Genomic DNA, 24,951 nt, shown 5'->3' with positions numbered 1-24,951 from the left:
CTGTCATCGCGTCGACTTGATCACCTGTGTGTAGTGGAATTGCCAGCGCTCGACGATCCGGAATCCCAGGTATTTGGAGAACCGATAGGCGGGGGAGCGCCCGAACACGCCCGGCGACAACGATTCCCCCGTCTGGTGGTCGGGTTGCGACCTGTCGTGGTCGGTGATCGTCCACACCGTGGCGCACTTGTTGATCTTGGCCGTCGTGAGCCACACCGCGACGTGACCGTCCCACAGCGAGCCGACTTTCGGCCCGTACACGCCACGTTCGACGTCGAGCAGCGACCGGTACGCCGCGGGCCGTGCGGCGATGAGCGCGCGGATGGGGCCTGGCCGCCAGGGCACGGTGTTGTCGACCAGCAGGCAGTCGCCAGGCGAGGCGTGGCTGCTGACCAGGTCGGCGACCTGGCTGTAATCCCAGCCCTCCTTGGCGTACGGCCAGCGCTGCACGAACAGGTAATTCGGCAGCGCGGCCACCGCGAACAGCAGCACCACACCGGCCATGGGCCACGGTTTACGGGCGAGGGTGACGATGCAGACGGCCATGATGGCTGCCATCGCGGGCGTCGTACCGATCAGGTAGCGCGGGAAGTACATCGGCTCGCCGATCGCCGAGTAGACGACCAGCACCGCGGTCGGGATGACGATCCACGCCACGCAGATCACCAGCAGCCTGCGGATCTCACCGGCCGGGCCGCGCAGCCCGGCCAGGCGGGCCACGATCGCGGCGACGATGAGAACTGCGGTGAGAATCGCGAAGGGCGGACCGTGGTCGAAGTACTGCCGCAGGCTGATGTCGAAGGCGTAATGCCAGCTGATGGGGAAGATCCAGTCGACCTGGCGCACCTGGCCGTGCGCGAACAACATGAACGGCACCATGGCCCCGACGGCGATGGTCGAGCTGACCGCCCAGCGGATGGCCGGCGACCTGCGGGATTTCTTCGGTGCCAGCCAGGGCAGCACCGCGGCGTACACCGGCACCAGCAGGATCAGGTTCAGGCTCAGCAGAATGGACAGCGCCAGCGCCGGGGCGTAGTAGGCCCAGAGCCGGCGCCGGTTGCGCCGCACGGCGGCGATGAACAACACCGTGAGCCACACCGCGGCGGCCACCGAGAAGGCGTACGAGCGCGCTTCCATGCCGGCCCACGTGGTGCGCGGCAGGATCGCGAAGATGACACCCGCGCAGAGCGGGATTGCGCGTCCCGCGGACGGCCCGGTGAACTGCCTGGCAAATATCGTGACGCCGGCGGCGGCCACTCCGACGGCGAGGCTGCTGGGCAGGCGCGACCAGAATTCCGTCGGCGGAAAAATCGCGAACCAGCCGTGCATCACCAGGTAGTAGAGCCCGTGCACCGCGTCGATATGGCCCAGCAGCCGCCACAGCTCGGGCAGTGTCCGGCTGGCCGCCGCCGAGATCGTGGCCGCCTCGTCGAACCACAGCGAAGGCCTGCAGGCCCAGGCGGCGCTGACGACGGTGGCCAGCATGGCCACCAGCAGGGGGTCGAGCCGGCGGCCACGGACGCGCCCGGACGCGGGCTCGGTCACGGCGTCAGCCGAAGGCTGCTGGACCGTTGACAAGGACATGATGGTTGTCACCTTAAGGCGCAGATGACACGCCTGCCCACCAGCGGCCCGGCGGGTAAGCCCGGCAGGGGCGGTGCCGGGGCCGGCCGTGCGCCCTATCTGGCTCCCGATCTACGAAAAGCCGTGGGCTGCACAACTTTCTAACTGGCGCGTAATTGTGGGCGGCCCGCGGGTCGGTGAGCGCGGCGCGCCGACCCGTCCTGGGCTGAAAATTGCTGGTCGCGCCACGCCCGGTTGTGTCGCTAAGGTTTCCTCACGATGCACGGCAAACGCGCTACTGTCTTCTGGCGGATCAACCGAGACTGGGAGGGTATATGAGTGCCTATCGGACCGTGGTGGTAGGAACCGACGGCTCGGATTCATCGTTACGTGCGGTGGACCGGGCAGCCGCTATCGCCGGGACCGACGCAAAGTTGATCGTCGCGTCGGCGTACCTGGCGCAGCAGCAGGACGGTCGAGCCGCCGATGCGCTGAGGGACGAAAGCTACAAAGTCTCAGGTACGGCCCCGATCTACGCGATCCTGCAGGACGCCAAGGAACGTGCACACAAGGCCGGCGCGACGAACGTCGAGGAGCGCCCGATCGTGGGTGCGCCGGTCGACGCGCTGGTCACCCTCGCCGAGGAAGAAAAGGCCGATCTGCTGGTCGTCGGCAACGTCGGCCTGAGCACAATCGCCGGACGGCTGCTGGGGTCGGTGCCGGCCAACGTCTCACGTCGGGCCAAGGTCGACGTGTTGATCGTGCACACCACGACCTAACGGGTCACTCTTTCAGCGATCCCCGGGCCCTAGGGCGCGCTACCAGCCCCGCTCGCGCCACTCGGCGATGTGCGGACGCTCGGCGCCCAACGACGTGTCGTCGCCGTGGCCGGGGTAGATCACGGTGGAGTCCGCAAAGACCTCGAACACCCGGCTGGTGACGTCGTCGATGAGTTGCGTGAAATCTCCGGGCTGCCAGGTCTTTCCGACGCCTCCCGGGAACAGGCAGTCACCGGTGAACAACTGAGTGACGCCGCCGGTCGCGGGCCCGTTGAGGGCCAGCGCGACGGAGCCGGGCGTGTGGCCGCGCAGGTGGATCACGTCGAAGGTCAGCTCGCCGATCTTGACGGTGTCGCCGTGGGCCAGCAGGCGGTCCGGTTTGACCGGGAGTGGCTCGGCGTCGATTTCGTGGGCGGCGGTCGGCGCGCCGGTGGCCTTCGCGACGGCCTCCAGCGCCTGCCAATGGTCGAAGTGCTGATGGCTGGTGACGATCAGCGATACCTTCGGGGCGTGCTGCGCGACCAGGTCGATGAGCGCCTCGGCGTCGTTGGCGGCGTCGATGAGAAGTGTTTCCCCAGTTGCGGAACATGTCACCAGGTAGGCGTTGTTGTCCATTGGGCCGACCGACGTTTTGAGGATCGTGACCCCGGGCAGCGTCCGGCGCGCGGCGGTGCCAGGGTCGACGTGTCCGGTGTAGGTCTCGTCCACGGCAGTCATACCGCTCACGCTACTTGTCGTCGGGTTGGTATGGGCGGCTTGTCGGTGGGCACACCTAGCATGGAATGCGCCGTGCGCAGTAGGCGCCGTTAGGCAAGCGAGAGTTTGAGTGAGAGAGGGAGCGTGGCTGACCGCCTAATCGTCAAAGGTGCCCGTGAGCACAACCTGCGCGGCGTCGACCTCGACCTGCCGCGCGACTCGCTGATCGTCTTCACCGGGCTGTCCGGGTCGGGTAAATCCTCGCTGGCGTTCGACACCATCTTCGCCGAGGGCCAGCGGCGCTACGTCGAGTCGTTGTCGGCCTACGCCCGCCAATTCCTGGGCCAGATGGACAAGCCCGACGTCGACTTCATCGAGGGCCTCTCGCCGGCGGTTTCCATCGACCAGAAGTCGACCAACCGCAACCCGCGATCGACCGTCGGCACGATCACCGAGGTCTACGACTACCTGCGGCTGCTGTACGCGAGGGCGGGCAGCCCGCACTGCCCGGTCTGTGGCGAGAAGATCGCCCGCCAGACCCCGCAGCAGATCGTCGACCAGGTGCTGGCGATGCAGGAGGGCGCCCGATTCCTGGTGCTGGCCCCGGTGGTGCGCACCCGCAAGGGCGAGTTCGCCGACCTGTTCGACAAGCTCAATGCGCAGGGCTACAGCCGAGTCCGGGTCGACGGCGTGGTGCACCCGCTGGCCGAGCCGCCGAAGCTGAAGAAGCAGGAAAAGCACGACATAGAGGTGGTGGTGGACCGCCTGACCGTCAAGGTCGCGGCCAAGCAGCGGCTCACCGACTCGGTGGAGACCGCGCTGAACCTCGCCGACGGCATCGTGGTGCTTGAATTCCCCGACGACCGCGACGAGCACGACCACCCGCGCGAGCAGCGGTTCTCCGAGAAGCTGGCCTGCCCAAACGGGCATCCGCTGGCCGTCGACGACCTGGAACCGCGGTCGTTCTCCTTCAACTCGCCCTACGGCGCCTGCCCCGAATGCGTCGGCCTGGGAATCCGCAAGGAGGTCGACCCCGATCTGGTGGTGCCCGACCCGGAGCGCACGCTGGCCGAGGGCGCGGTCGCGCCGTGGTCGGCGGGGCACACCGCGGAGTACTTCACCCGGATGATGGCCGGGCTCGGCGAGGAGCTGGGATTCGACGTCGACACGCCGTGGCGCAAGCTGCCGGCGAAGGCGCGCAAGGCGATTCTCGAGGGTTCCGACCATCAGGTGCACGTGCGGTACCGCAACCGGTACGGCCGAACCCGTTCGTACTACGCCGATTTCGAGGGCGTGTTGGCGTTCCTGCAGCGCAAGATGGAACAGACCGAGTCCGAGCAGATGAAGGAACGCTACGAGGGCTTCATGCGGGACATCCCGTGCCCGGTGTGCGAGGGGACCCGGCTCAAGCCGGAGATCCTGGCGGTGACGCTGTCCGCGGGGAACCGGGGCGCCAAGTCCATCGCCGAGGTCAGCGAGCTGTGCATCTCGGACTGCGCCGATTTCCTCAACGCGCTCACCCTCGGCGCGCGCGAGCAGGCGATCGCGGGCCAGGTGCTCAAGGAAATCCAGTCGCGGCTGGGCTTCTTACTCGACGTCGGCCTGGAGTACCTGTCGCTGTCCCGGGCCGCGGCCACGCTGTCCGGCGGTGAGGCCCAACGCATTCGGCTGGCCACCCAGATCGGCTCCGGCTTGGTGGGCGTGCTCTACGTGCTCGACGAACCGTCCATCGGTCTGCACCAGCGCGACAACCGTCGACTCATCGAAACCCTCACTCGCCTAAGGGGTTTGGGGAACACCCTGATCGTCGTCGAGCACGACGAGGACACCATCGCGCACGCCGACTGGATCGTCGACATCGGCCCGGGTGCCGGCGAGCACGGCGGCGAGATCGTGCACAGCGGGACCTACCAGGAGCTGCTGGCCAACAAGGAGTCCATCACCGGCGCCTACCTGTCGGGCCGGGAAAGCATCCCCACGCCGAAACGCCGGCGTCCCGTCGACCGCAAGCGGCAGCTCACCGTCGTCGGCGCCCGCGAGCACAACCTGCGCGGCATCGACGTGTCATTCCCACTCGGCGTGCTGACGTCGGTGACGGGTGTGTCCGGGTCCGGCAAGTCGACTCTGGTCAACGACATCCTGGCCTCCGTGCTGGCCAACCGGCTCAACGGCGCCCGCCAGGTTCCGGGCCGGCACACCCGGGTCAACGGGATCGATCAGCTGGACAAGCTGGTACGTGTCGACCAGTCGCCGATCGGGCGCACACCGCGCTCCAACCCGGCCACCTACACCGGGGTGTTCGACAAGATCCGCACCCTGTTCGCGGCCACCACCGAGGCGAAAGTCCGTGGGTACCAACCGGGTCGGTTCTCGTTCAACGTCAAGGGCGGCCGCTGCGAGGCGTGCACCGGTGACGGCACGATCAAGATCGAGATGAACTTCCTGCCCGACGTCTATGTGCCGTGCGAGGTGTGTCAGGGCGCGCGGTACAACCGGGAAACCCTCGAGGTGCACTACAAGGGCAAGACCATCTCCGAAGTGCTGGACATGTCGATCGAGGAAGCCGCGGAGTTCTTCGAGCCGATCAGCGGCATTCACCGCTACCTGCGCACCCTGGTCGACGTCGGCCTGGGTTACGTCCGGCTGGGCCAGCCCGCCCCGACGCTGTCCGGCGGCGAGGCGCAGCGGGTCAAGCTGGCGTCCGAATTGCAGAAGCGCTCGACCGGACGGACCATCTACATCCTCGACGAGCCCACCACCGGGCTGCATTTCGACGATATCCGCAAGCTCCTCACCGTCATCAATGGCCTTGTCGACAAAGGCAATACGGTCATCGTGATCGAGCACAACCTGGACGTGATCAAGACGTCGGACTGGATCGTCGACATGGGGCCGGAGGGTGGCGCCGGTGGCGGAACCGTCGTCGCCGAGGGGACGCCGGAGGGCGTCGCCGCCGTGCCGGAGAGCTACACCGGAAAGTTTCTCGTCGAGGTCTTGGGTAAGGGGGCCCGGGCCAGCACGCCCCAGCGGTCGGTCCGGAAACGCAAAGTCACCGCCTGAAACGCAGCAGCAGAAAACCCACAGCATTCGGTTCCGCGGTCACCGTGTGCAGGTCAGGTCGCTGCGGGGGCTCGAAGTCGGCGATGCGGCAATCATGCGCATAGCTGCATATCTACGGACTCATGTAGCGTCTGGGGCCAAGCGACACCCAGAGGGGAGCTGCAGGTGCTCGGCCAAATGGCTCAATTACGTCTCGGATCACTGCGGTCCGGGCAGGGCGTTGCGCTACGCTTCGCCGCGCGTACGCGCGAATTGCGCTGAGCGTCAATGGCGATCACTGATGTTCCTGCGTATGCACATTTGACCGATACCGACCTCGAGGAGTTCGGGGCCGCGCTGGACGCGATCCGGCGTGACGTCGAGTCGTCGCGCGGCGCCGCCGATAGGGCATACATCAAGCGCGCCATCCTATTTCACCGAATCGTTGAGGTCGCGGCGCGGCTGGTCATCGGTATCAGCAAAGGCAAGCTCGGCTGGGCCACCGGAACTGCCGCCCTGGCCGCGGCCAAGTGCATCGAGAACATGGAACTCGGCCACAACATCAGCCACGGCCAATGGGATTGGATGAACGACCCGGAAATCCACTCCACTACCTGGGAGTGGGACATGGCCGGCCTCTCGTCCCAATGGCAGAACTCGCACAACTACAAGCACCACGTCTTCTCGAACGTGGTCGGGGTGGACGACGACCTCGGGTTCGGAGTGCTGCGGGTCACCCGAGACGAGGAATGGCAGCGCGGCGCCTTGGTCCAGCCGCTGCGCGCGGTGCTGTTGGCGCTGTTATTCGAGTGGGGCGTCGCACTGCACTGCTTGTATTCGGTGCAGGAGCGAGAGACGACGAGCGCCGGGAAAGCCGCGCACCGGAAGAAGCTGGTCCGGAAGATCTATCGGCAGATCGGCAAGGACTACGTGCTGTTTCCCGCGCTGAGTCGCCGGCGGTGGTGGCACACGCTGGGCGCCAACATCGTTGCCAACGGACTGCGCAATGTGTGGGCCTACATCGTCATCGTTTGTGGTCACTTCGCGGACGGGGCGGAAAAGTTCGACCCGTCGGTGCTGGAAAGCGAGACGAAGCCCGAATGGTATCTGCGGCAAATGCTGGGTACCGCGAACTTCCGGGCCGGCAGGGTGATGGCGTTCATGACCGGAAACCTCTGCTACCAAATCGAACACCACATGTTCCCCGACCTGCCGAGCAATCGGTACCCCGAAATCGCCGAGCGGGTACGGGCGCTGTGTGAGACCTACGACCTGCCGTACACGACCGGCCCGTTGCATCGCCAGTACTGGTTCACCGTGCGCACGATCTGCAAGCTGGCGTTGCCGGACCGGTTCCTCATCGCCACCTCTCACAACGCACCGGAGACCGCGTCCGAGCACAGGTTCCGGAACTCACCGCGCCGATCGCACGTGCCGGATGCGGCCGGCGGTATGAGGCGACGCGGATTGGCGAGCGCCATCCTCGCTCTGGACGCTCGGCGCTAGTACTCGGAGCCGGCGCGTCCCGCCAGGCTAGGTATCGCCGTGCAGCCGCACCAGGCGTGTCGTGCTGGTCTCGTCGAGGTCGACTACATCGCTGCGAGACCGTAGGAAATCGCTGAACGATTTGAAGCCGAGGGTTTTCTCGCCGAACGACGGGTCCATCCGTTTCATCTGAGCTTTGACGGCCGAATTATGGAGCCACTCGGTGTCGTCCTTCTCCTGGCCCATGCGCAGCGCGCGTACGAGCAGCCCGGTCGCGGCCTCCTGCGGGTCGGCGGGCGCCGGCTCCTCTTCGTGCTCGGGCGTGCTCGGGCGCCGGCCCTTCCTCGTGGGTGCGGCTGATGGCGCTATGCCAGTTGGTATCCCGGGCAGCGCATCGTAAGTGACGAACTCGTCGCAGGCCGCGACCAGCGAACGGCTGCTGGACCCGGCGACGCCGATGCCCACGACATATCGGCCGAGGCGCTTGCATCGCTGCGCCAACGCGATGTAGTCGGAATCGCCGGCGACGATCACCACATGGGTCAGATCGGGCAATCGAAACATGTCTTCGACCGCGTCGACGGCTAGCCGGATGTCGGCGCCGTTCTTGCCATAGGCCGCGGCGGGGAACAGCTGAACGAGATCGACCGCGCGGCCGACGAGCTGACCGTGGTAAGCGGCATTGATATCGGCGGACCAGTCGGCATATGCCCGGGTGAGCACGAGTGTGCCGAACGACGAGGCGAAGTCGATGACGGCGCCGACGTCGACGGTAGCCAACTGCAGCCGATCCTTTTCGAGGCCCTTCGACTTGTCCTTCTGAAACGAGTTGCGGCCGTGCACCTGGTCGTAGCGGGATATGACGATGTTGTCGAAGTCGAGGTAGACGGCGACCCGGGTGGTGCCGGAGTCTGTCATCGCGCGTATGCCCCCTGGAATACCGGTCGGGCCATGCCTGACGTGGCGGTACGTACTGTTCTCGGGGAGCCTTCGTGGAGAGCGACCATCAGCTCATCGTGCGCTACGGGGCCGAAGCCATCAAGCGGGCACCCAAAATCCCGGAGCCGACGTAAGCCCGGCCCCGGGATCTTTGTGCTGGATCGCTAGATTGCGGTCACTCCGACCGCCTGGGGGCCTTTAGCCCCCTGGGTGATCTCGAACTGGACACGTTGGTTTTCCTCGAGGCTGCGGAAGCCGCTGCCTTGGATCTCGGAATGGTGGACGAACACATCCTTCTCGCCGCCGTCCGGGGCGATGAATCCGAAACCCTTCTCGGAGTTAAACCATTTCACAGTTCCCTGCGTCATTCTGACTTCTCTCTTTTTCAAATGGATGTAAACCAGATACATCCGCTGGCAACGGTAACACAGATCTATCAAAATGATTACCTGGGAAAATGGCCGACATGGTCCCATTTCCACTGGGTGCTAGCGAGATACATTGTGGGACAACGTATTCAAGCCGAGGGCGTCGGGCCGCACGGTCCGCCGTATCTCTCATGTCGCTGGCAAGATATTGCGGCACACGAGTTTTGGGCAGTGATTAGGTAGTGAGCTGGTCGGGCGGTACGGGTTCAACGAATGGAAACCAGTTGGTCGACCGAATCCTGGGGCAGGTCGCCGTCAACGGTGGCCGTCACCCACAGCCGGTTCAGCGTGATTGCGCCCTTGTGGTTGTCGAGGAAGGCGGCGTCGGAGGCGTCGCGACCGGTGGCTATGCGCACCAAGCTCTGCCGCGGCGCGAGCAGCGTCGCGTCGACCACCCGCCATTGCCCCCCGACGAAAGCCTCCGCCACCGCGTGGAAGTCCATCGGCGACAGGCCTGGTGCGTACACGGACACCAATCGGGCGGGGACGTAGACGGCACGCAGCAGGGCCACCACCAGGTGCGCATAATCCCGGCACACCCCTTCGCCGGCCAGCAGCGTCTCCACCGCGCCGTCAATGGGATCGCTGGACCCAGGCACGTAGTTCAGCCTGGTGCCCACCCAGGAGCTCACGTGCTCGAGCAGTGTCGCCGAATCACGGTCGTTACCGAACTCGGTTGCGGCGAAGCCCAGGAACTTATCGGCCTCGGCGTAGCGGCTGGGCCGCAGATACAGGCACTGGTCGTATTCGGTCACCGGAGCCGGATCGGTTTGACCCACGATCGTCGCCGCGTAGTCGACCCTCAGCGTGCCCACCGCCGCGTCGAATTTATGGATGCGGTTGCCGTGCTGTCCGCTGATTTCCATAGCTTGGATCGGTTGCCCGTTCAACACGAAGCGCAGCGATTCGAAGACCTCAGTTTGCGGATGCGGGGCAACCGCGATCTGAAATTCCAACGTCGACGCCGTGGTTATCTCGACTTCGAGTTCGGTGCTGACTTCTCGTCTCATAGCGCCATAGTGCGCCGCTGGTTCCGGATTCGCCAGGCGGGGGAGCGTGCCTCGAGATCCTTTGACCGTTAAACGCTTCTAGCACAACGGAATTCGTGGATATGTGAGTTCTTGCGATTCCTCGACGTTGGCGACGACTCGCCGCCTAGCGGTCGCCGGGGCGCATCGACTCGCGGATCTGCGCTAGGCGCTCGGCCGCGGCGCGCTGACGTTCGTCGTACTCGTCCTCGACGCTGCGCCGCTGCGGCGTCTCGGCGGCGAGCTCCGCGGAACCCAGGGCGGTCCCGTATCGCGTCTCGATCTTCTCGCGGACCGACTCGAAGGTCGGCACGCCCGCGCTGTCGTACCCGGGGTCGGGAGCTTCTGGTTCGTCGGGCATGCCGTTACGCTACTGCGCTTTCGGGGTTTCCGGGCCGGTCGCGCGGTCGAAATACCGGACCATCCGCTCCCAGTACACCAAAGTGAGGGCCATCTGCAGCGCCGACGCGATCATCGCGGGACGCAGCCGGCGGCAGCGCGCCGCGACCATCCCGACGAGCCAGAGCGCCGACGTCAGCGCGCTGAGGAGCATCGCCGCATCGCGTGGGCGATCGCTAATCCACAGCTCCTCACCCAGCATTGCGCGGGATGCCCAGGCGCGCTGGTGCCGCGGCTTCCCGAACACGATCGGATTAAGCGCCAGCCACAGTGCGAGTAATCCGGCATGGCTCCGGCGCCGGGTCCACACGGGCACGAGCGTCAACGGTGCGCTGGCCCAGCGCGTCCACGCGCTCCACGGATTGCAGTGCCGCGCAAACAGCGCGCGCCGCAGGCCGGCGACGGCCACCACGCGAGGCTATCGCCGGCCGGGGCCGGAAACCTGCGCCACCGTCGTACCGGTCGCCGCGGCGGGGGAGGACGTGTCCGGCAACGGAATCCGGGCGATCCCGGGCGTGCCCAGCCGCCCGGCCAGCCAGGGTAGCGCCGCCTCGAAAACCTTGTCCGCGAAAGGCCAGTCGTGCTTGCCCGGCCGGGCGACCACCGCGCAGTCGATGCCGTTGGCGCGGCCGAGCGCGCATAGCGAATAGGCCGCAGCGGTCTGATTGCTCGGGTTGGCCGCGGCCTCCCGACCCGCGAGTCGCATCGACCCGGTGTCGGTGATCGCGAAGTCGCTGTGCTGCACCGACGCCGCCTCGGCCGAGATCGCGAACCAGCCGGCCACCTGGTTGTAGTGGCCGTGCCGCGCGATCACCGTGCTCGGGTCGAATGTGGCCCACGCGTCGGCGTTGCCGCCGAACAGCCGGGTGATGGTCTGCCTCTTGTTGCCCGCGTTCGGAAAATAGTCGCCTGCGACGTCGAGGAACGCGCTGAACTTCTCCGGATGCATAACGGTCAGGTCCACCGCACAGGTTCCGCCCATCGACCAGCCGGCGACGCCCCAGTTCGCCCGGTCACGGCTGACGCCGAAGGCCGAAACCAGATAGGGAACCACATCTTTGGTCAGGTGGTCGGCCGCGTTGCCCCGGATCCCGTTGACGCATTCGGTGTCGTTGTTGAACGCTCCGCCGGAGTCCACGAACACCAATACCGGGGCGTTGCCGTCGTGCGCGGCGGCGAAGGCATCGATCGTCTTGATCGCCTCGCCGGCGCGGGTCCAGTCCGCGGGGGTGTTGAATTGGCCGCCGATCATCATGACGGTCGGCAGCGGCGGCGGCGGGCTACTGGCGAACCATGCGGGCGGTAGGTACACCAGCTCGCCGCGGTGCTTGAAATGCGATGCGTCCGAAGGGATCACGACCGGCACCACGCTGCCGTGCGGTGGCCGGGCCCCCTTGGCGGCCATCGCCGTGACCGTGGCCCGATCCGTCTGGTCGGGCAGCGGGCCCGAGGTGAGCTGATTCCACGCGGACTGCACCGTCGGGAAATAACCGACCCACAGGTTGAGCACCAGGGCAGCGCTGAGCAGACACAGCGGTATGGCGACCGTCGTCGTGGCGCGCCGCCAGCGGGCCGCGCTGCGCCAGCCGAGCGGCAGCGCCGCGGCGGCCATTCCGGTCAGCGCAATCCAGAGCCACAGCGGCCACGGGGCGGGGTCCTCGGACAGGCCGCGGTCGACGATGTACCAGTGCACGCCGTAGGCCGCGGCGCCGCCGACGAGGGCGGCCAGTGGTAGCCAGACCGTCCGCCAGCGTGCCGAACGCCAGCCGATCGCCAGCGCCAGCACCAGCCCGGCGACGACCTGGACGGTGATGGGCACCCAGCCGTGCATGAGCGAGGTGTGACTGCTCGCAAAGGACTGCGCCATCGAAGCTGTCACGGAAATTATTGTGATCGATTTCCCACGATTCGGGAACATATTCGACCAATGTCGACTAGATGTCCGGCCCGATTCCGGGTCCCGACTAATGCGGCTTGGCCAGCGGAAATGGCAGTGTCTCGCGGATGCTGCGGCCGGTTATGAGCATGACGACCCGATCGACGCCCATGCCGAGCCCGCCGGTCGGCGGCATCGCGTATTCCATGGCCTGCAGGAAATCCTCGTCGAGCTCCATCGCCTCGGGATCACCGCCGGCCGCCAACAGCGACTGCTCCTGCAGGCGGCGCCGCTGTTCCACCGGATCGGTCAGTTCGCTGTAGGCGGTGCCCAACTCGACGCCCCACGCCACCAGGTCCCAGCGCTCGGCCACGCCGGGCTGGCTGCGGTGCGGCCGGGTCAGCGGCGACACCGACGTCGGGAAGTCGATGTAGAACGTCGGGTGCTGGGTCTGGCCCTCGACGAGGTGCTCGTAGAGCTCCAGCACCACCGCCCCGGCGTCCCAATGGTCCCGATACGGGATGTGCACGGAGTCGCACAGCTTGCGCAGCGCCGCCAGCGACGTGTCGGTGTCGACGTGCTCGCCCAGCGCCTCGGACACCGCATTGTGGACGGTCTTCACCGGCCAGGTGCTGGAAATGTCGACCGGTTCCAGCCCGGCCTCGGCGCCGTCGGCGCGGGGGCGCATGACGGTCTGCGTGCCATTGGCGGCCTCGGCGGCGTTCTGGATCAGCTCCCGGCAGCCGTCGATCCACATCGTGTAGTCGGCGTGCGCCTGGTAGGCCTCCAGGAGCGTGAACTCGGGGTTGTGGCTGAAGTCGACGCCCTCGTTGCGGAAGGCCCGGCCCAGCTCGAACACCCGCTCCACGCCGCCGACGCACAGCCGCTTGAGATAGAGCTCCGGCGCGATGCGAAGGAACAGGTCCATGTCGTAGGCGTTGATGTGCGTGACGAAGGGCCGGGCCGCGGCGCCGCCGTGGATCTGCTGCAGGATCGGGGTCTCGACTTCGATGAATCCCTTGGCGAACAGCGTCTCCCGCACCGAGCGCAGCACGCTGCCGCGGGCAGTCATCAGCTGGCGCGACTCGTTGTTCACGGCGAGGTCGACGTAGCGGCTGCGCAGCCGCGCCTCCGGGTCCGTCAGCCCCTTCCACTTGTTCGGCAGCGGCCGCAGGCACTTGCCGATCATTCGCCAGTGACGCACCACCAGCGACCGGGTGCCGTTCTTGCTGAAGCCCATGTTCCCGGTCACCTCGACCAGGTCACCGAGATCGATGGCCGCATGGAAGTCGGCGGCACGACCCCGCTCCAGCCGTGAATTGTCAAGCAGCACTTGCACTTCACCTGACCAGTCCCGCAGCTGGGCAAAAAGCACGCCACCGAAGTCGCGGATCCGCAGGATCCGGCCGGACACCGAGACGGTGTCCTGGTCGTCCGCGTCGACGGCCTGGGCGACGGTGTGGCTCGGCGGAGAACCGACCGGATAGGCGTCAATGCCGTTGTGCTGCAGCGACTTCAGCTTGGCCATCCGCACCCGCACCTGTTCGGGCAGGCGGGATCTCATCTCTTCCTCGGTGGCCTCGCGCGCCCTTTGCAGGCCGCTCGCATCCGGCGTGCTGCCGTCGGGATGCAGCAGACCGGATTCCGCCAGCCGTTCCGGCACGGCCGGGTGGTGCCCGGTGTGCTCCTTGTCGCGCCTGCTGAACGGCAGGATCAGAAAGCCTTCGGCCATCGCCGAGGCGACGCCCACCCGGGGAATCAGCCGGGCGTCCTCGTAGCAGGCGTAGCGGGGCACCCATTCGGGTTGGTACTTCATGTTCGAGCGGTACAGCGTCTCCAGCTGCCACCACCGAGAGAAGAACAACAGGAACCCACGCCACAACCTGGCGATCGGGCCCGCGCCGAGTTGTGCACCTTGCTCGAACGCGGACCGGAACATCGCGAAGTTCAGTGAAATCCGGGTGATGCCAATCCGTTCCGCGTTGAGCGCGAGCTCGCTGACCATGAATTCGTTGGTGCCGTTGGGCGATTGCGGCGAACGCCGCATCAGATCCAGCGAGACACCGCTGGTTCCCCAGGGAACCAGCGACAGCATCGCGACCACGCGCTCGTCTCGATCCAGTGCCTCGACCAGCAGGCAATCCCCATCGGAAGGGTCACCGAGGCGGCCCAGCGCCATGGAGAACCCGCGCTCGGAGTGGGTGTCGCGCCAGGCGTTGGCGCGCGAGATCGTCTCGGCCATTTCGTCGGCGGAGATGTCGCGGTGCCGCCGGATGCGCACCGTCAGCCCGGCCCGGCGCGCCCGCGTCACGGACTGGCGCACCCCGCGCATGTCCGAGCCGGACAACCGGAAATCGGAGGTCCGCAGTATCGCCTCATCGCCCAGCTCCAGGGCGTTGAGGCCGCGCTCTCGATAGGCTTGCGCCCCTTGTGAACTGGCGCCCATCACGCCGGGCGCCCAGCCGTAGGTCTTGCACAACGCCAGCCATTCGTCGACGGCCTGCGGCCACGCCCTGGGGTCGCCGACCGGGTCACCACTGGCCAGGCAGACGCCGACCTCGACGCGGAACGTGATGGCCGCCCGCCCGCTGTGGGCGAACACCACCGACTTGTCGCGACGGGTGGCGAAGTAACCCAGGGAGTCGTTCTTGCCCCACAGCTCGAGCAGCCCGCGGATGGCCGACTCGTCCTCACCGGTGAGCGCGTTGTCGGCGCGCTGGGACTGGAACAGCACGATCGTCGCCGCGATCAGGGCGAGCGCGCCGAACAGCCCGAAAATCGCGTTGAGCAGAACATGCGGCCTGCCGGTGAACAGGTCGGGATCGGCGAGCGCGAAACCGACCACCCGGTTGGCCACATAACCCAGGCGGTCTTGGCGGGCCAGCGAACCGGGGAACAGTTCGACGAGGCCCCACGACAGCAAGATTCCGATCAGGTCGCCGACGACCAGCACGGCGGCCGCTTTGACCAGCGCGGCCCGGCGGACCTTGGCCCAGAACTCCCGATAGCTCAGTAGCAACAGGACGATCGCGCAGATGTGTACGGCGAACCCGAGATTCTCGCCGAACGTCTCGGCCGCGGTGTTGTCGCCCGCGGCCAGGTCTGCGCCATTCCAGAAGGCCGCCAGCACCATGTTGCCGAGCAATATCCACCAGGCGATGCGTTTGCGGGCGGTCAGCGCCGCGGCCAGCAGGCCCAGGATGAACGACCACGCGATGCTGGTGTCGGGGAAGTTGAAGACGTAGTCATTGATGAATTCCCGCGGCACCTTGATCAGCCACCGAATCAGCGGCGACACGCTGGCCAGCAACGACAGCGTCGCGATGACGCCCACGGTCCAGCCGGCCGCTGCCGGTACCCAGCGATACCGGGCGTTCGACCGGCCCCCGAAGCGAGACCCCGAGCGGGGCTTAGCGACTGTCACAGACCGCGAGGATATTCCCTCTACCCGTGAAATGCCTGACGAAGCGCAAGAGTCGCGGAGACTAATTAGCCGGCCGCCACCGCACCCTTCAAGCGCAGGCCAGGCGCCTGCCCACGCGTCCGCCGTCGGCTGAAGTGCTGGAAGACGGCGTGAGACTGCTAAACTTGTCGACGCGACCATCCCGGCGAAAGCCAGGGACAGTTAAGTGGAGTCCCACTCCCACCGCTAGCCGCAAGGCCACAGCGGTCCGGTCACAGGCACTTTTGGGTGTCTGTTCCGCGCACGGCGCGGGCGGCTCTAGCCGCGATCGGTCGGCATTGGGCCCTGCTTTTGCAGGGCTTTTTTGCTGATGGTGTGGCGCTCCTACTGCTGACTCCGGACGGGATCAGGTACCGGTCGTGGATCGACAGCGATCCAGAACAACGACCTGACACGACCCAGGAAGCCTAACGAGGGAGGCCCCATCAGCACTGAGACCCGCGTCAACGAGCGCATCCGCGTACCTGAAGTCCGCTTGATAGGACCAGGAGGGGAGCAGGTAGGGATTGTGCGCATCGAAGACGCATTGCGCGTCGCCGCGGACGCCGATCTCGACCTTGTCGAAGTTGCCCCGAACGCCAAACCGCCGGTTTGCAAGATCATGGACTACGGCAAGTTCAAGTACGAGACGGCGCAGAAGGAGCGCGAGTCCCGCAAGAACCAGCAGCAGACCGTCGTCAAAGAGCAGAAGCTCCGGCCCAAGATCGATGATCACGACTACCTGACCAAAAAGGGCCACGTGATCCGCTTCCTGCAGGCGGGATCCAAGGTCAAGGTCACGATCATGTTCCGCGGTCGCGAGCAGTCAAGGCCCGAACTGGGTTACCGGCTGTTGCAGCGGCTGGGCACCGACGTCGCCGACTACGGCTTCGTCGAAACGTCGGCCAAGCAGGACGGGCGCAACATGACGATGGTGCTGGCACCGCATCGCGGTGCAAAGACTCGCGCCAAGGCTCTGCATCCGGACGACCCAAGGTCCGCGCAGGACGAACACGACGACGGCGATGCAACCGGCGACGCCGCGCCTTCACCGAACTGACCAGAACAGCAGAACCAGAGGAAACATGCCAAAGGCCAAGACCCACAGTGGGGCATCGAAGAGGTTCCGGCGCACCGGCACCGGAAAGATCGTCCGCCAGAAAGCGAATCGGCGGCATCTGCTCGAGCACAAAGCAAGCAAGCGAACCCGGCGGCTGGACGGCCGCACCGTGGTTGCAGCCAACGACACCAAGCGCATCAACGCATTGCTGAACGGCTGACCCCGGCAGAGCGGGAGCGCGACGAGGAGTTCGCCCCGCCCCCAACCATTCACGTCTGAACGAGAGTAGGAACACCCATGGCACGCGTGAAGCGGGCAGTTAACGCCCATAAGAAGAGGCGCAGTGTACTGACGGCCTCGAAGGGCTATCGCGGCCAGCGATCCAGGCTTTACCGCAAAGCCAAAGAGCAGCAACTACATTCGCTGGGCTACGCGTACCGCGACCGTCGTGCCCGCAAGGGCGAGTTCCGCAAGTTGTGGATCTCGCGGATCAATGCGGCCGCACGCGCCAACGACATCACGTACAACCGGCTGATCCAGGGCCTGAAGGCCGCCGGTGTCGAGGTCGACCGCAAGAACCTCGCCGACATCGCCATCACCGACCCGGCCGCTTTCACCGCGCTGGTCGAGGTCGCTCGCGCGGCGCTGCCCAAGGACGTCAACGCTCCGTCCGGGGAAGCTGCTTAGTCCGGGCTTTCGGTGCTGACCGAGCGCTCGACCCGGGTGGTCGCGGCAGCCAAACTCCATCGCCACGTCGGCCGTCGCCGGGCGGGGCGGTTCTTGGCCGAAGGCCCCAACCTGGTCGAGGCGGCTTCGGCGCGCGGACTGGTCCGCGAACTGTTCGCCACCGAGGCCGCGGCGCAGCGGCACGCGTCGTTGCTCGCATCGCTGCAGGCGCCGGTCCAACTGGTGACCGAGCGCGCGGCAAAAGCGTTGTCCGACACCGTCACTCCGGCGGGGCTGGTCGCCGTTTGCGACGTGCCGGCGACCGGGCTGGCCGACGTGCTAGCCGCCTCGCCGCGGCTGGTCGCGGTCGCCGTCGGGATCGGTGAGCCGGGTAACGCCGGCACGGTGATCCGCATTGCCGACGCGATGGGCGCGGCGGCGGTGATCCTCGCCGGCCATAGCGTCGACCCGTACAACGGCAAGTGCCTGCGAGCGTCCACCGGCAGCATCTTCGCGATCCCGGTCGTCGTCGAACCCGATGCCAACGCGGCCGTTGCCGCGCTGCGTGCGGCCGGGCTGCAGGCGGTGGCGACGACGGTGGACGGCGAGGCGCGCCTCGACGAGGCCGACGAGCTGCTGGCCAAGCCGACGGCGTGGCTGTTCGGGCCCGAATCACACGGCCTGCCAAGCGAACTGGCCAAGCAGGCGGACCATCGCGTGCGTATCCCGATGTCCGGGGGCGCTGAGAGCCTGAATGTGGCTGCCGCCGCGGCGATCTGCCTCTACCAGAGCGCCAGGGCGCTGGGTGAGTTCAAGCGGGCCTGACGGTTTTCACGCGGCCCGGCCCCGGCCCCGCGCCGGCCGCAGTCCGGCGATCGAGAGCGTGCCGTGCACCAGCGATCCCGCCCGCTCGAACAGCGCCTTGGCCGGGTCCAGGGGAGAGCGGGACCTGGGCGGAACGTAGTGCATCGGCAGCCCGCGCCGATCCCGCGGCGGCGCCATGAAGGCCGGCGCCTCGACCAGCGGCGCGTCCTTCGGGGAACGTCCCTCGGCGCGGCGGTACGCGGCCAGAGCGCGCGGATGCAGCCGGATTTCGTCGGGCACCGCCAGGAACGCCAGCTCGACGGCCTTGCCGAATATCCGTAGCAGGATCTCGTCGCCCGGCGTCCAGCGCATTCCGGCCTTCTCCCGGACCGCCGGCTCGAACAGGCCCGCCGCGATCCAGCGCTGACCGGCCACCAGCGGCTTGAGCAGCTGGTCCCAGATCGGCGTCGGCATCAAGACGAACTTCGGCTTCGGGATGCGGATGTCGAAGATGTCCAGGGTCGCCTGGTTGACCTCGAGTCGCTCGCGGCCGACGCGTTCCCAGTACTCCTGGAATTCCTCCCAGCTTCGGGGCACCGGCCGCATGCTCATGCCGTACATCCGGTACCACTGCACGTGCTCGTCGAACAGCTGGCGTTTCTCGGCCTCGGTCAGGCCGCCGCAGAAGTATTCGGCCACCTTGATCACGAGCATGAAGAACGTGGCGTGCGCCCAGTAGAAGGTCTCGGGATTCAGCGCGTGATACCGGCGTCCCGCGGTGTCAGTGCCCTTGATGGTGTCGTGGTAGTGCTTGATCTGCTCCCCGGTCGTCGCGGCCCGATCGCCGTCGTAGACCACGCCCATGATCGGGTAGACCGACCGGGCCACCCGTTGCAGCGGTTCGCGCAGCAGGATCGAATGCTCCTCGACGCCGGCGCCGAGTTCGGGATACATGTTTTGGATCGCACCGATCCACACGCCCATCATCCCGGTGCGCAGATCGCCAAAGTACTTCCACGTGAGGGAATCTGGCCCGAGTGGTTCGCCCGACGGAGTCGCTGTGGCAGTCATCACGACCTCCTCCTACTACTGGGCTCACGATAAACTTTGACAACGCGCGTTGTCCACGAAATCGGCAACGAAAGCACATGCTGTTACCGAGATTCCACATCGGTGTGCCGGCCGCGTGATCGCCGACGTTCGTGCGAGATGCACCACAGAGCACAGACCGTCGTTGCCCGGGTCGGGAGAATCTACATACGCTTGCGACGTGGAACTCTCGCCTCGCGATCCGGAGCAGGGCGAACCCGAACAATCCGACGGCGACACGGTGACGACCGTGGCGTCTCCCGCGTCAGCCTCCGCCTCGGATCGGCGTCGGGCCGCGTCGCTCACCAACGCGGCCCAGTGGCTGCGGTCGACGAATCACAGCCCCGGGGTGGTGGCGTTCATCCGCCGGGCGCGACGCCTGCTGCCTGGAGATCCCGAGTTCGGTGACCCGCTGTCCACCGCGGGCGAGGGGGGACCGCGCGCCGCCGCGCGCGCCGCCGACCGGTTATTGGGGGACCGCGACGCGGCGTCGCGCGAGGTCAGCCTGACCGTGCTGCAGGTGTGGCAGGCGATGAGCGAGGCGGTGGCCCGGCGGCCGGCGAACCCCGAGGTGACGCTGGTGTTCACCGATCTTGTCGGGTTTTCGGCCTGGTCGTTGCAGGCCGGCGACGACGCGGCCCTGACCCTGCTGCGGCGGGTGGCGCGGGCTATCGAACCGCCGCTGCTGGACGCCGGCGGGCACATCGTGAAGCGGATGGGCGACGGGATCATGGCGGTGTTCCGCAATCCGACCGTCGCGGTGCAGGCGGTGCTGGCCGCCAAGGAGAACCTGAGTGAGGTGGAGGTGGCGGGCTACCGGCCGCGGATGCGGGTGGGGGTGCACACCGGCCGGCCGCAGCGCCTGGCCGCCGACTGGCTCGGCGTCGACGTCAACATCGCCGCCCGGGTGATGGAGCGGGCCACCAAGGGCGGTGTGATGGTCTCAGGCCAAACTCTTGATTCGATCCCGCAGAGCGAGCTCGACGCCCTGGGGGTCGTCGCTAAACGCGCACGTAAACCGGTATTTTCCGGCAAGGTGTCCGGCGTCCCGGCGGACCTGGCGATCTACCGGTTGGAACACTCTTAGGGAGTGCACAGGCCCCTATCACAAGGCCGAAACAATTTAGCCGTCATAATGGAAACGATGCTTGGGGGAATCACTTCCCGGCTTGCCCGGGTCCAATTCACTGTCGGGTATGTCGCTGTACTGCTCGCGGTCAGCTGCGCGTTCTTCGTGCTCGGCCCGCAGTGGCATGACCTGGTCGTTGCGCGCGCCAGCACCAACCTGCACAACCTTTCCCACGGGCGCCTCGGCACGTTGCTGGGCAGCGCGCTGGTGGTCGATGCCGGCCCGCTCTACTTCTGGTTGCCATTCCTGACCTGCCTGCTCGCGCTCGCCGAGCTGCACCTGCGCACCATCCGGCTGGTCGTGGCGTTCCTGGTCGGTCACATCGGCGCGACGCTGGTGGTGGCCGCCGCGCTGGCCGCCTCGGTCGAGTTCGGCTGGCTGCCGACATCGATCGCCCGGGCCAGTGACGTCGGCATGAGCTACGGCGCGCTGGCCACCCTCGGCGCGATGACCGCGGCGATTCCGTCCCGCTGGCGCCCGGCGTGGGTCGGCTTCTGGATCGCGGCCGGCACGACGTCGGCGATCATCGGGGCCGACTTCACCGACGCGGGCCACACCGTCGCGGTGATCCTGGGCGTGCTGGTCTCGCGCCGCTTCAGCCAGCCCATTCATTGGACGCCCGTGCTGGCGCTGATGCTGGTGGCCTCCTCGGGCTTCGGCTTCCTGGTCCTGGCCCACCACTGGGGCACCATGGCCGCCGCGCCGGTCGCCGGCGCCCTGGGTGCGCTCGTCGCGTACCAGATCGCCCGCTTCAGGAGCGCGCGCGGTTCGCAGCCCGCCCCGATGGCCGCGGACGATGCGGCGCTGACCGGTCCGCAGCCGGTCCTGGCTGGTTAGTCCGCCACCGAAGCGAATTCGGTTCGCTGCACTGAATTATGATCTGCACTCGACCCGTGCCGCGCGGATTGCCGCTCACCGACGATGCGGGCAGCCCGAACCGCCTCGTTAGCAAGGAGAGTGCCGCCGCGTGGGTGATCAACCCGTCGACCTGTCGCCGGAGGCCTTGGCCGAAGCAGTCAACGCTGCCCGCCAGGCCATTTCCCGCGCCGACGAACTCGACACGCTGGCGCGCATCAAGACCGAATACCTCGGTGACCGCGCGCCGCTGGCGCTGGCGAGACAGGCGTTGGCGACATTGCCTAAGGAGCAGCGGGCCGACGCCGGGAAGCGTGTTAACTCCGCGCGTAGCGAGGTTCAGCGGATCTACGACGAACGGCTGGAGGTGCTGCGGGCCGCTCGCGACTTGGAAGTGCTGGTGGCCGAACGCATCGACGTCACCCTGCCGTCGACCCGGCAACCGACCGGCGCGCGGCATCCGATCACGATCCTGGCCGAGAACGTCGCCGACACCTTCATCGCGATGGGCTGGGAACTGGCCGAAGGGCCGGAGGTCGAATCCGAGCAATTCAACTTCGACGCGCTGAACTTCCCGCCGGACCACCCGGCGCGCAGCGAGCAGGACACCTTCTACATCGCCCCGGAGGATTCCCGGCAGCTGCTGCGCACGCACACCTCACCGGTGCAGGTGCGCACGCTGCTCGACCGCGAGCTGCCCGTCTACATCGTCTCGATCGGCCGCACGTTCCGCACCGACGAACTCGACGCCACCCACACGCCCGTCTTCCATCAGGTCGAGGGCCTGGCGGTGGATCGCGGTCTGTCGATGGCGCATCTGCGTGGCACGCTCGACGCCTTCGCGCGGGCCCAGTTCGGTCCCGAGGCGCGGACGCGGATCCGGCCGCACTTCTTCCCCTTCACCGAACCGTCGGCCGAGGTCGACGTCTGGTTCGTCGGCAAGAAGGGCGGCGCCGGCTGGGTCGAGTGGGGCGGCTGCGGCATGGTGCATCCAAATGTGTTGCGGGCAGCCGGGATTGATCCCGATGTGTACTCCGGCTTCGCGTTCGGAATGGGCCTGGAGCGCACCCTGCAGTTCCGCAACGGCATCCCCGACATGCGCGATATGGTCGAGGGCGACGTCCGCTTCTCGCTGCCCTTCGGGGTGGGTGTCTGATGCGCATTCCCTACAGCTGGCTGCGCGACGCCGTCGCCGCAGGAGCGCCGGGCTGGGATGTCACCCCGGAAGAGCTCGAGCAGACCCTGGTGCGCATCGGCCACGAGGTCGAGGAGATCGTCACCCTCGGACCGGTCGACGGCCCACTGACGGTGGGCCGGGTGAGCGCCATCGAGGAGCTCTCCGAATTCAAGAAGCCGATCCGTGCCTGCCTGGTCGACGTCGGCGAGGACAAGCCACGCGAGATCGTCTGCGGAGCAACCAACTTCGCGGTCGGCGATCTGGTCGTGGTGGCGCTGCCCGGCACCACCCTGCCCGGTGACTTCGTGATCGCCACCCGCAAGACTTACGGCCGCACCTCCGACGGAATGATCTGCTCGACGGCCGAACTCGGCTTGGGTGTCGAGCTGGCCGGAATCCTGGTGCTGCCCGCGGGCACCGCCGAACCGGGGGCCGACGGCGCCGCGGTGCTGGGCCTCGACGACGTGGTCCTGCACCTGGCGATCACTCCCGACCGCGGCTACTGCATGTCGGTGCGCGGCCTGGCCCGCGAAATCGCCTGCGCCTGCGACCTGGATTTCGTCGACCCGGCCTCCGACGCGGTGATCGCACCGCTGCCGGCCGACGGTGAAGCGTGGCCGCTGACCGTGCAGCCCGAGACCGGTGTGCGCCGGTTCGCGTTGCGCCCCGTCACCGGCATCGACCCCGCCGCGGTGTCGCCATGGTGGTTGCAGCGCCGGCTGCTGCTGTCCGGCATCCGCGCGACCTCCCCGGCAGTCGACGTCACCAACTACGTGATGCTCGAACTCGGCCACCCCATGCACGCGCACGACCGCAACCGCATCACCGGCGGCTTCGCCGTGCGCTTCGCCCGTGCCGGCGAAACGGTCCGCACGCTCGATGACGTTGAGCGCAAGCTGGATCCGGCCGACGTCCTGATCGTGGACGACGCGGCGACCGCCGCGATCGGCGGCGTAATGGGCGCGGCCAGCACCGAGGTGCGCGACGATTCCACCGACGTGTTGCTGGAGGCCGCGGTGTGGGACCCGGCCGGCGTATCGCGCACGCAGCGCCGGCTGCACCTGCCCAGCGAGGCCGCCCGCCGCTACGAGCGCGCGGTGGACCCGGTCATTTCGGTTGCGGCCCTGGATCGTTGCGCCGCGCTGCTCGCCGACATCGCCGGGGGAGTCGCGGAGCCCACTCTGACTGATTGGCGGGGTGAGCCGCCCCGCGAGGAGTGGTCGATGCCCGCGATCCGGATCGCCGCCGACCTGCCCGACCGCTTGGCCGGAGTGGAGTACGCGCCGGGCGCGACCGCGCGCCGGCTGACCCAAATCGGTGCGACGGTCGCCCAAGACGGCGACGCGCTGATCGTGACGCCGCCGAGCTGGCGGCCCGATCTGCTGCAGCCCGCCGATCTGGTCGAGGAGGTGCTGCGGCTGGAGGGGCTGGAGGCCATCCCGTCCGTGCTGCCGGCGGCCCCCCCGGGTCGCGGGCTGACTGCCGGCCAAAAGCGTCGCCGCGCGATCGGCAAGTCGCTGGCCGGCTCCGGGTATGTCGAGGTGCTGCCGGCGCCGTTCCTGCCGGCCGGCGTGTTCGACCTGTGGGGCCTGCCTGCCGACGACCCCCGGCGTGCTACCACCGAGGTGCTCAACCCGCTGGAGGCCGACCGCCCGGCCCTGGCCACCACCCTGCTGCCCGGGCTGCTGGAGGCGTTGGGGCGCAACGTTTCTCGCGGCTTGGTCGACGTCGCGCTGTATGCCATCGCCCAGGTGGTCCAGCCGACCGAGCAGACGCGCCGCCTCGAGCTCATCCCCGTGGATCGCCGCCCGACCGACGCCGAGATCGCGGAGCTCGACGCGTCGCTGCCTCGGCAACCGCAGCACGTGGCCGCGGTTTTGGCGGGGCTGCGTGAGCCGCGCGGCCCCTGGGGCCCCGGCCGCAAGGCGGAGGCCAGCGACGCCTTCGAGGCGGTGCGAATCATCGCCCGCGCCAGCGGGTGTGCCGTCACGCTGCGCGCCGCCCAGCAGCTGCCGTGGCACCCGGGACGGTGCGCCGAGGTCCTCGTCGGCGACACGCCCGTCGGCTACGCCGGGCAGCTGCATCCGGCCGTCGTCGAACGCTCGGGCCTGCCGAAGGGCGCCTGCGCCATCGAGCTGAACCTCGACGCGATCCCGATCGTCGAAGCGTTGCCGGCGCCGCGGGTGTCGCCGTTCCCGGCGGTGTTCCAGGACGTCAGCCTGGTGGTGCCTGCCGACGTGCCGGCGGCCGCGGTGGCGGATGCGATCACCGATGGCGCCGGGGAGTTGCTCGAGCACGTGGATTTGTTCGACGTCTTCACCGGCGCGCAGGTCGGCGAGGGCCGCAAGTCGCTGACGTTCGCCCTGCGATTCCGCGCGCCGGATCGCACGCTGACCGAGGACGACGCCAGCGCGGCCCGCGATGCGGCGGTGCGGCGCGCCGCCGAGGTGGTCGGCGCAGAATTGCGCGCCTGACCGACTCGGCATGGATTTGCAAA

21 protein-coding genes are annotated in these 24,951 nt (G+C 67.5%); 11 read left to right on the top strand and 10 right to left on the bottom strand.

The features are described 5' to 3' along the window. Positions 1–3: 3 nt before the first annotated feature. The gene (locus MRAB57_RS24045; protein WP_083743649.1) at positions 4–1,584 is read right to left on the bottom strand and encodes a mannosyltransferase; all 1,581 of its coding nucleotides are present in this window, start codon (positions 1,582–1,584) and stop codon (positions 4–6) included. 314 nt (positions 1,585–1,898) lie between these two features. On the opposite strand from MRAB57_RS24045, the gene MRAB57_RS24040 reads away from it, so the two are divergent. Beyond that, on the top strand, positions 1,899–2,342 hold the full coding sequence (locus MRAB57_RS24040; protein WP_077089568.1) for a universal stress protein: 444 nt from the start codon (positions 1,899–1,901) through the stop codon (positions 2,340–2,342). Between the two features lie 39 nt (positions 2,343–2,381). Here MRAB57_RS24040 and MRAB57_RS24035 read toward each other — a convergent pair whose 3' ends face one another. Then, the gene (locus MRAB57_RS24035) at positions 2,382–3,059 is read right to left on the bottom strand and encodes an MBL fold metallo-hydrolase (protein WP_077089567.1); all 678 of its coding nucleotides are present in this window, start codon (positions 3,057–3,059) and stop codon (positions 2,382–2,384) included. A 123-nt stretch (positions 3,060–3,182) separates the two neighbouring features. Here MRAB57_RS24035 and uvrA point away from each other — a divergent pair, with 123 nt between their 5' ends. Beyond that, positions 3,183–6,098 carry an excinuclease ABC subunit UvrA gene (gene uvrA, locus MRAB57_RS24030; RefSeq protein ID WP_077089566.1) on the top strand — a complete coding sequence of 972 codons (2,916 nt, stop codon included), beginning with the start codon at positions 3,183–3,185 and terminating at the stop codon, positions 6,096–6,098. Positions 6,099–6,365: 267 nt separating this feature from the next. After that, on the top strand, positions 6,366–7,583 hold the full coding sequence (locus MRAB57_RS24025) for a fatty acid desaturase family protein (protein ID WP_077089565.1): 1,218 nt from the start codon (positions 6,366–6,368) through the stop codon (positions 7,581–7,583). Between the two features lie 27 nt (positions 7,584–7,610). Here the strand turns inward: MRAB57_RS24025 and MRAB57_RS24020 are convergent, their stop codons facing one another. From MRAB57_RS24020 to lysX, 7 genes are all read right to left on the bottom strand, one after another. Beyond that, positions 7,611–8,480, bottom strand: a complete 870-nt coding sequence (locus tag MRAB57_RS24020; protein WP_077089564.1) for an NYN domain-containing protein — start codon at positions 8,478–8,480, stop codon at positions 7,611–7,613. A 185-nt stretch (positions 8,481–8,665) separates the two neighbouring features. Then, positions 8,666–8,869 carry a cold-shock protein gene (locus MRAB57_RS24015; protein ID WP_077090815.1) on the bottom strand — a complete coding sequence of 68 codons (204 nt, stop codon included), beginning with the start codon at positions 8,867–8,869 and terminating at the stop codon, positions 8,666–8,668. A 266-nt stretch (positions 8,870–9,135) separates the two neighbouring features. Next, positions 9,136–9,939, bottom strand: coding sequence for a transglutaminase-like domain-containing protein (locus tag MRAB57_RS24010; RefSeq protein WP_077089563.1), 804 nt, complete (start codon positions 9,937–9,939; stop codon positions 9,136–9,138). 145 nt (positions 9,940–10,084) lie between these two features. Then, positions 10,085–10,318 carry a PspA/IM30 family protein gene (locus MRAB57_RS24005; protein WP_077089562.1) on the bottom strand — a complete coding sequence of 78 codons (234 nt, stop codon included), beginning with the start codon at positions 10,316–10,318 and terminating at the stop codon, positions 10,085–10,087. 9 nt (positions 10,319–10,327) lie between these two features. Then, a complete protein-coding gene (locus MRAB57_RS24000; RefSeq protein ID WP_342743351.1) occupies positions 10,328–10,765 on the bottom strand; it encodes a DUF6653 family protein in 438 nt (145 codons plus the stop codon). A 9-nt stretch (positions 10,766–10,774) separates the two neighbouring features. Further along, on the bottom strand, positions 10,775–12,274 hold the full coding sequence (locus MRAB57_RS23995; protein WP_216823755.1) for an alpha/beta hydrolase: 1,500 nt from the start codon (positions 12,272–12,274) through the stop codon (positions 10,775–10,777). 46 nt (positions 12,275–12,320) lie between these two features. Beyond that, the gene (gene lysX / locus MRAB57_RS23990) at positions 12,321–15,656 is read right to left on the bottom strand and encodes a bifunctional lysylphosphatidylglycerol synthetase/lysine--tRNA ligase LysX (RefSeq protein ID WP_083743515.1); all 3,336 of its coding nucleotides are present in this window, start codon (positions 15,654–15,656) and stop codon (positions 12,321–12,323) included. A 463-nt stretch (positions 15,657–16,119) separates the two neighbouring features. Between lysX and infC the strand changes: the two genes are divergently transcribed. The 4 genes from infC (at position 16,120) to MRAB57_RS23970 (ending at position 18,225) form a co-directional block, all read left to right on the top strand. Beyond that, positions 16,120–16,734 carry a translation initiation factor IF-3 gene (gene infC, locus MRAB57_RS23985; RefSeq protein WP_083743514.1) on the top strand — a complete coding sequence of 205 codons (615 nt, stop codon included), beginning with the start codon at positions 16,120–16,122 and terminating at the stop codon, positions 16,732–16,734. Between the two features lie 25 nt (positions 16,735–16,759). Next, positions 16,760–16,954: a 50S ribosomal protein L35 gene (gene rpmI / locus MRAB57_RS23980; RefSeq protein ID WP_077089559.1), complete on the top strand. Its 195-nt coding sequence runs from the start codon at positions 16,760–16,762 to the stop codon at positions 16,952–16,954. A gap of 77 nt (positions 16,955–17,031) precedes the next feature. Next, on the top strand, positions 17,032–17,421 hold the full coding sequence (gene rplT, locus MRAB57_RS23975) for a 50S ribosomal protein L20 (RefSeq protein ID WP_077089558.1): 390 nt from the start codon (positions 17,032–17,034) through the stop codon (positions 17,419–17,421). Between the two features lie 12 nt (positions 17,422–17,433). Further along, positions 17,434–18,225: a TrmH family RNA methyltransferase gene (locus MRAB57_RS23970; protein ID WP_077089557.1), complete on the top strand. Its 792-nt coding sequence runs from the start codon at positions 17,434–17,436 to the stop codon at positions 18,223–18,225. A 6-nt stretch (positions 18,226–18,231) separates the two neighbouring features. Here the strand turns inward: MRAB57_RS23970 and MRAB57_RS23965 are convergent, their stop codons facing one another. Beyond that, on the bottom strand, positions 18,232–19,275 hold the full coding sequence (locus tag MRAB57_RS23965) for an oxygenase MpaB family protein (protein WP_077089556.1): 1,044 nt from the start codon (positions 19,273–19,275) through the stop codon (positions 18,232–18,234). A gap of 199 nt (positions 19,276–19,474) precedes the next feature. On the opposite strand from MRAB57_RS23965, the gene MRAB57_RS23960 reads away from it, so the two are divergent. The 4 genes from MRAB57_RS23960 (at position 19,475) to pheT (ending at position 24,928) form a co-directional block, all read left to right on the top strand. Then, the gene (locus MRAB57_RS23960) at positions 19,475–20,380 is read left to right on the top strand and encodes an adenylate/guanylate cyclase domain-containing protein (RefSeq protein WP_083743513.1); all 906 of its coding nucleotides are present in this window, start codon (positions 19,475–19,477) and stop codon (positions 20,378–20,380) included. A 57-nt stretch (positions 20,381–20,437) separates the two neighbouring features. Continuing rightward, positions 20,438–21,259, top strand: a complete 822-nt coding sequence (locus MRAB57_RS23955; protein ID WP_077090813.1) for a rhomboid-like protein — start codon at positions 20,438–20,440, stop codon at positions 21,257–21,259. Between the two features lie 130 nt (positions 21,260–21,389). After that, positions 21,390–22,433 carry a phenylalanine--tRNA ligase subunit alpha gene (gene pheS / locus MRAB57_RS23950; RefSeq protein WP_077089553.1) on the top strand — a complete coding sequence of 348 codons (1,044 nt, stop codon included), beginning with the start codon at positions 21,390–21,392 and terminating at the stop codon, positions 22,431–22,433. Continuing rightward, complete coding sequence (gene pheT / locus MRAB57_RS23945) at positions 22,433–24,928, top strand: phenylalanine--tRNA ligase subunit beta (RefSeq protein WP_077089552.1); 2,496 nt, start codon at positions 22,433–22,435, stop codon at positions 24,926–24,928. The genes pheS and pheT overlap by 1 nt, the downstream gene beginning before the upstream one ends. The last annotated feature ends 23 nt before the right edge of the window (positions 24,929–24,951 follow it).

This window comes from Mycobacterium rhizamassiliense (assembly GCF_900157375.1).
In the GTDB taxonomy this organism is placed as follows: Bacteria; Actinomycetota; Actinomycetes; order Mycobacteriales; family Mycobacteriaceae; genus Mycobacterium; species Mycobacterium rhizamassiliense.
The sequence above is the reverse complement of the archived record's forward strand: the minus strand, read 5'-3'. Positions and strand labels throughout refer to the sequence as shown.

Coding starts and splice junctions, on each gene's coding strand:
- MRAB57_RS24045 (WP_083743649.1), bottom strand. CDS start 1,584: ATGTCCTTGTCAACGGTCCAGCAGCCTTCGGCTGACGCCGTGACCGAG.
- MRAB57_RS24040 (WP_077089568.1), top strand. CDS start 1,899: ATGAGTGCCTATCGGACCGTGGTGGTAGGAACCGACGGCTCGGATTCA.
- MRAB57_RS24035 (WP_077089567.1), bottom strand. CDS start 3,059: ATGACTGCCGTGGACGAGACCTACACCGGACACGTCGACCCTGGCACC.
- MRAB57_RS24025 (WP_077089565.1), top strand. CDS start 6,366: ATGGCGATCACTGATGTTCCTGCGTATGCACATTTGACCGATACCGAC.
- MRAB57_RS24020 (WP_077089564.1), bottom strand. CDS start 8,480: ATGACAGACTCCGGCACCACCCGGGTCGCCGTCTACCTCGACTTCGAC.
- MRAB57_RS24015 (WP_077090815.1), bottom strand. CDS start 8,869: ATGACGCAGGGAACTGTGAAATGGTTTAACTCCGAGAAGGGTTTCGGA.
- MRAB57_RS24010 (WP_077089563.1), bottom strand. CDS start 9,939: ATGAGACGAGAAGTCAGCACCGAACTCGAAGTCGAGATAACCACGGCG.
- MRAB57_RS24005 (WP_077089562.1), bottom strand. CDS start 10,318: ATGCCCGACGAACCAGAAGCTCCCGACCCCGGGTACGACAGCGCGGGC.
- MRAB57_RS23995 (WP_216823755.1), bottom strand. CDS start 12,274: ATGTTCCCGAATCGTGGGAAATCGATCACAATAATTTCCGTGACAGCT.
- rpmI (WP_077089559.1), top strand. CDS start 16,760: ATGCCAAAGGCCAAGACCCACAGTGGGGCATCGAAGAGGTTCCGGCGC.
- rplT (WP_077089558.1), top strand. CDS start 17,032: ATGGCACGCGTGAAGCGGGCAGTTAACGCCCATAAGAAGAGGCGCAGT.
- MRAB57_RS23965 (WP_077089556.1), bottom strand. CDS start 19,275: ATGACTGCCACAGCGACTCCGTCGGGCGAACCACTCGGGCCAGATTCC.
- MRAB57_RS23955 (WP_077090813.1), top strand. CDS start 20,438: ATGCTTGGGGGAATCACTTCCCGGCTTGCCCGGGTCCAATTCACTGTC.
- pheT (WP_077089552.1), top strand. CDS start 22,433: ATGCGCATTCCCTACAGCTGGCTGCGCGACGCCGTCGCCGCAGGAGCG.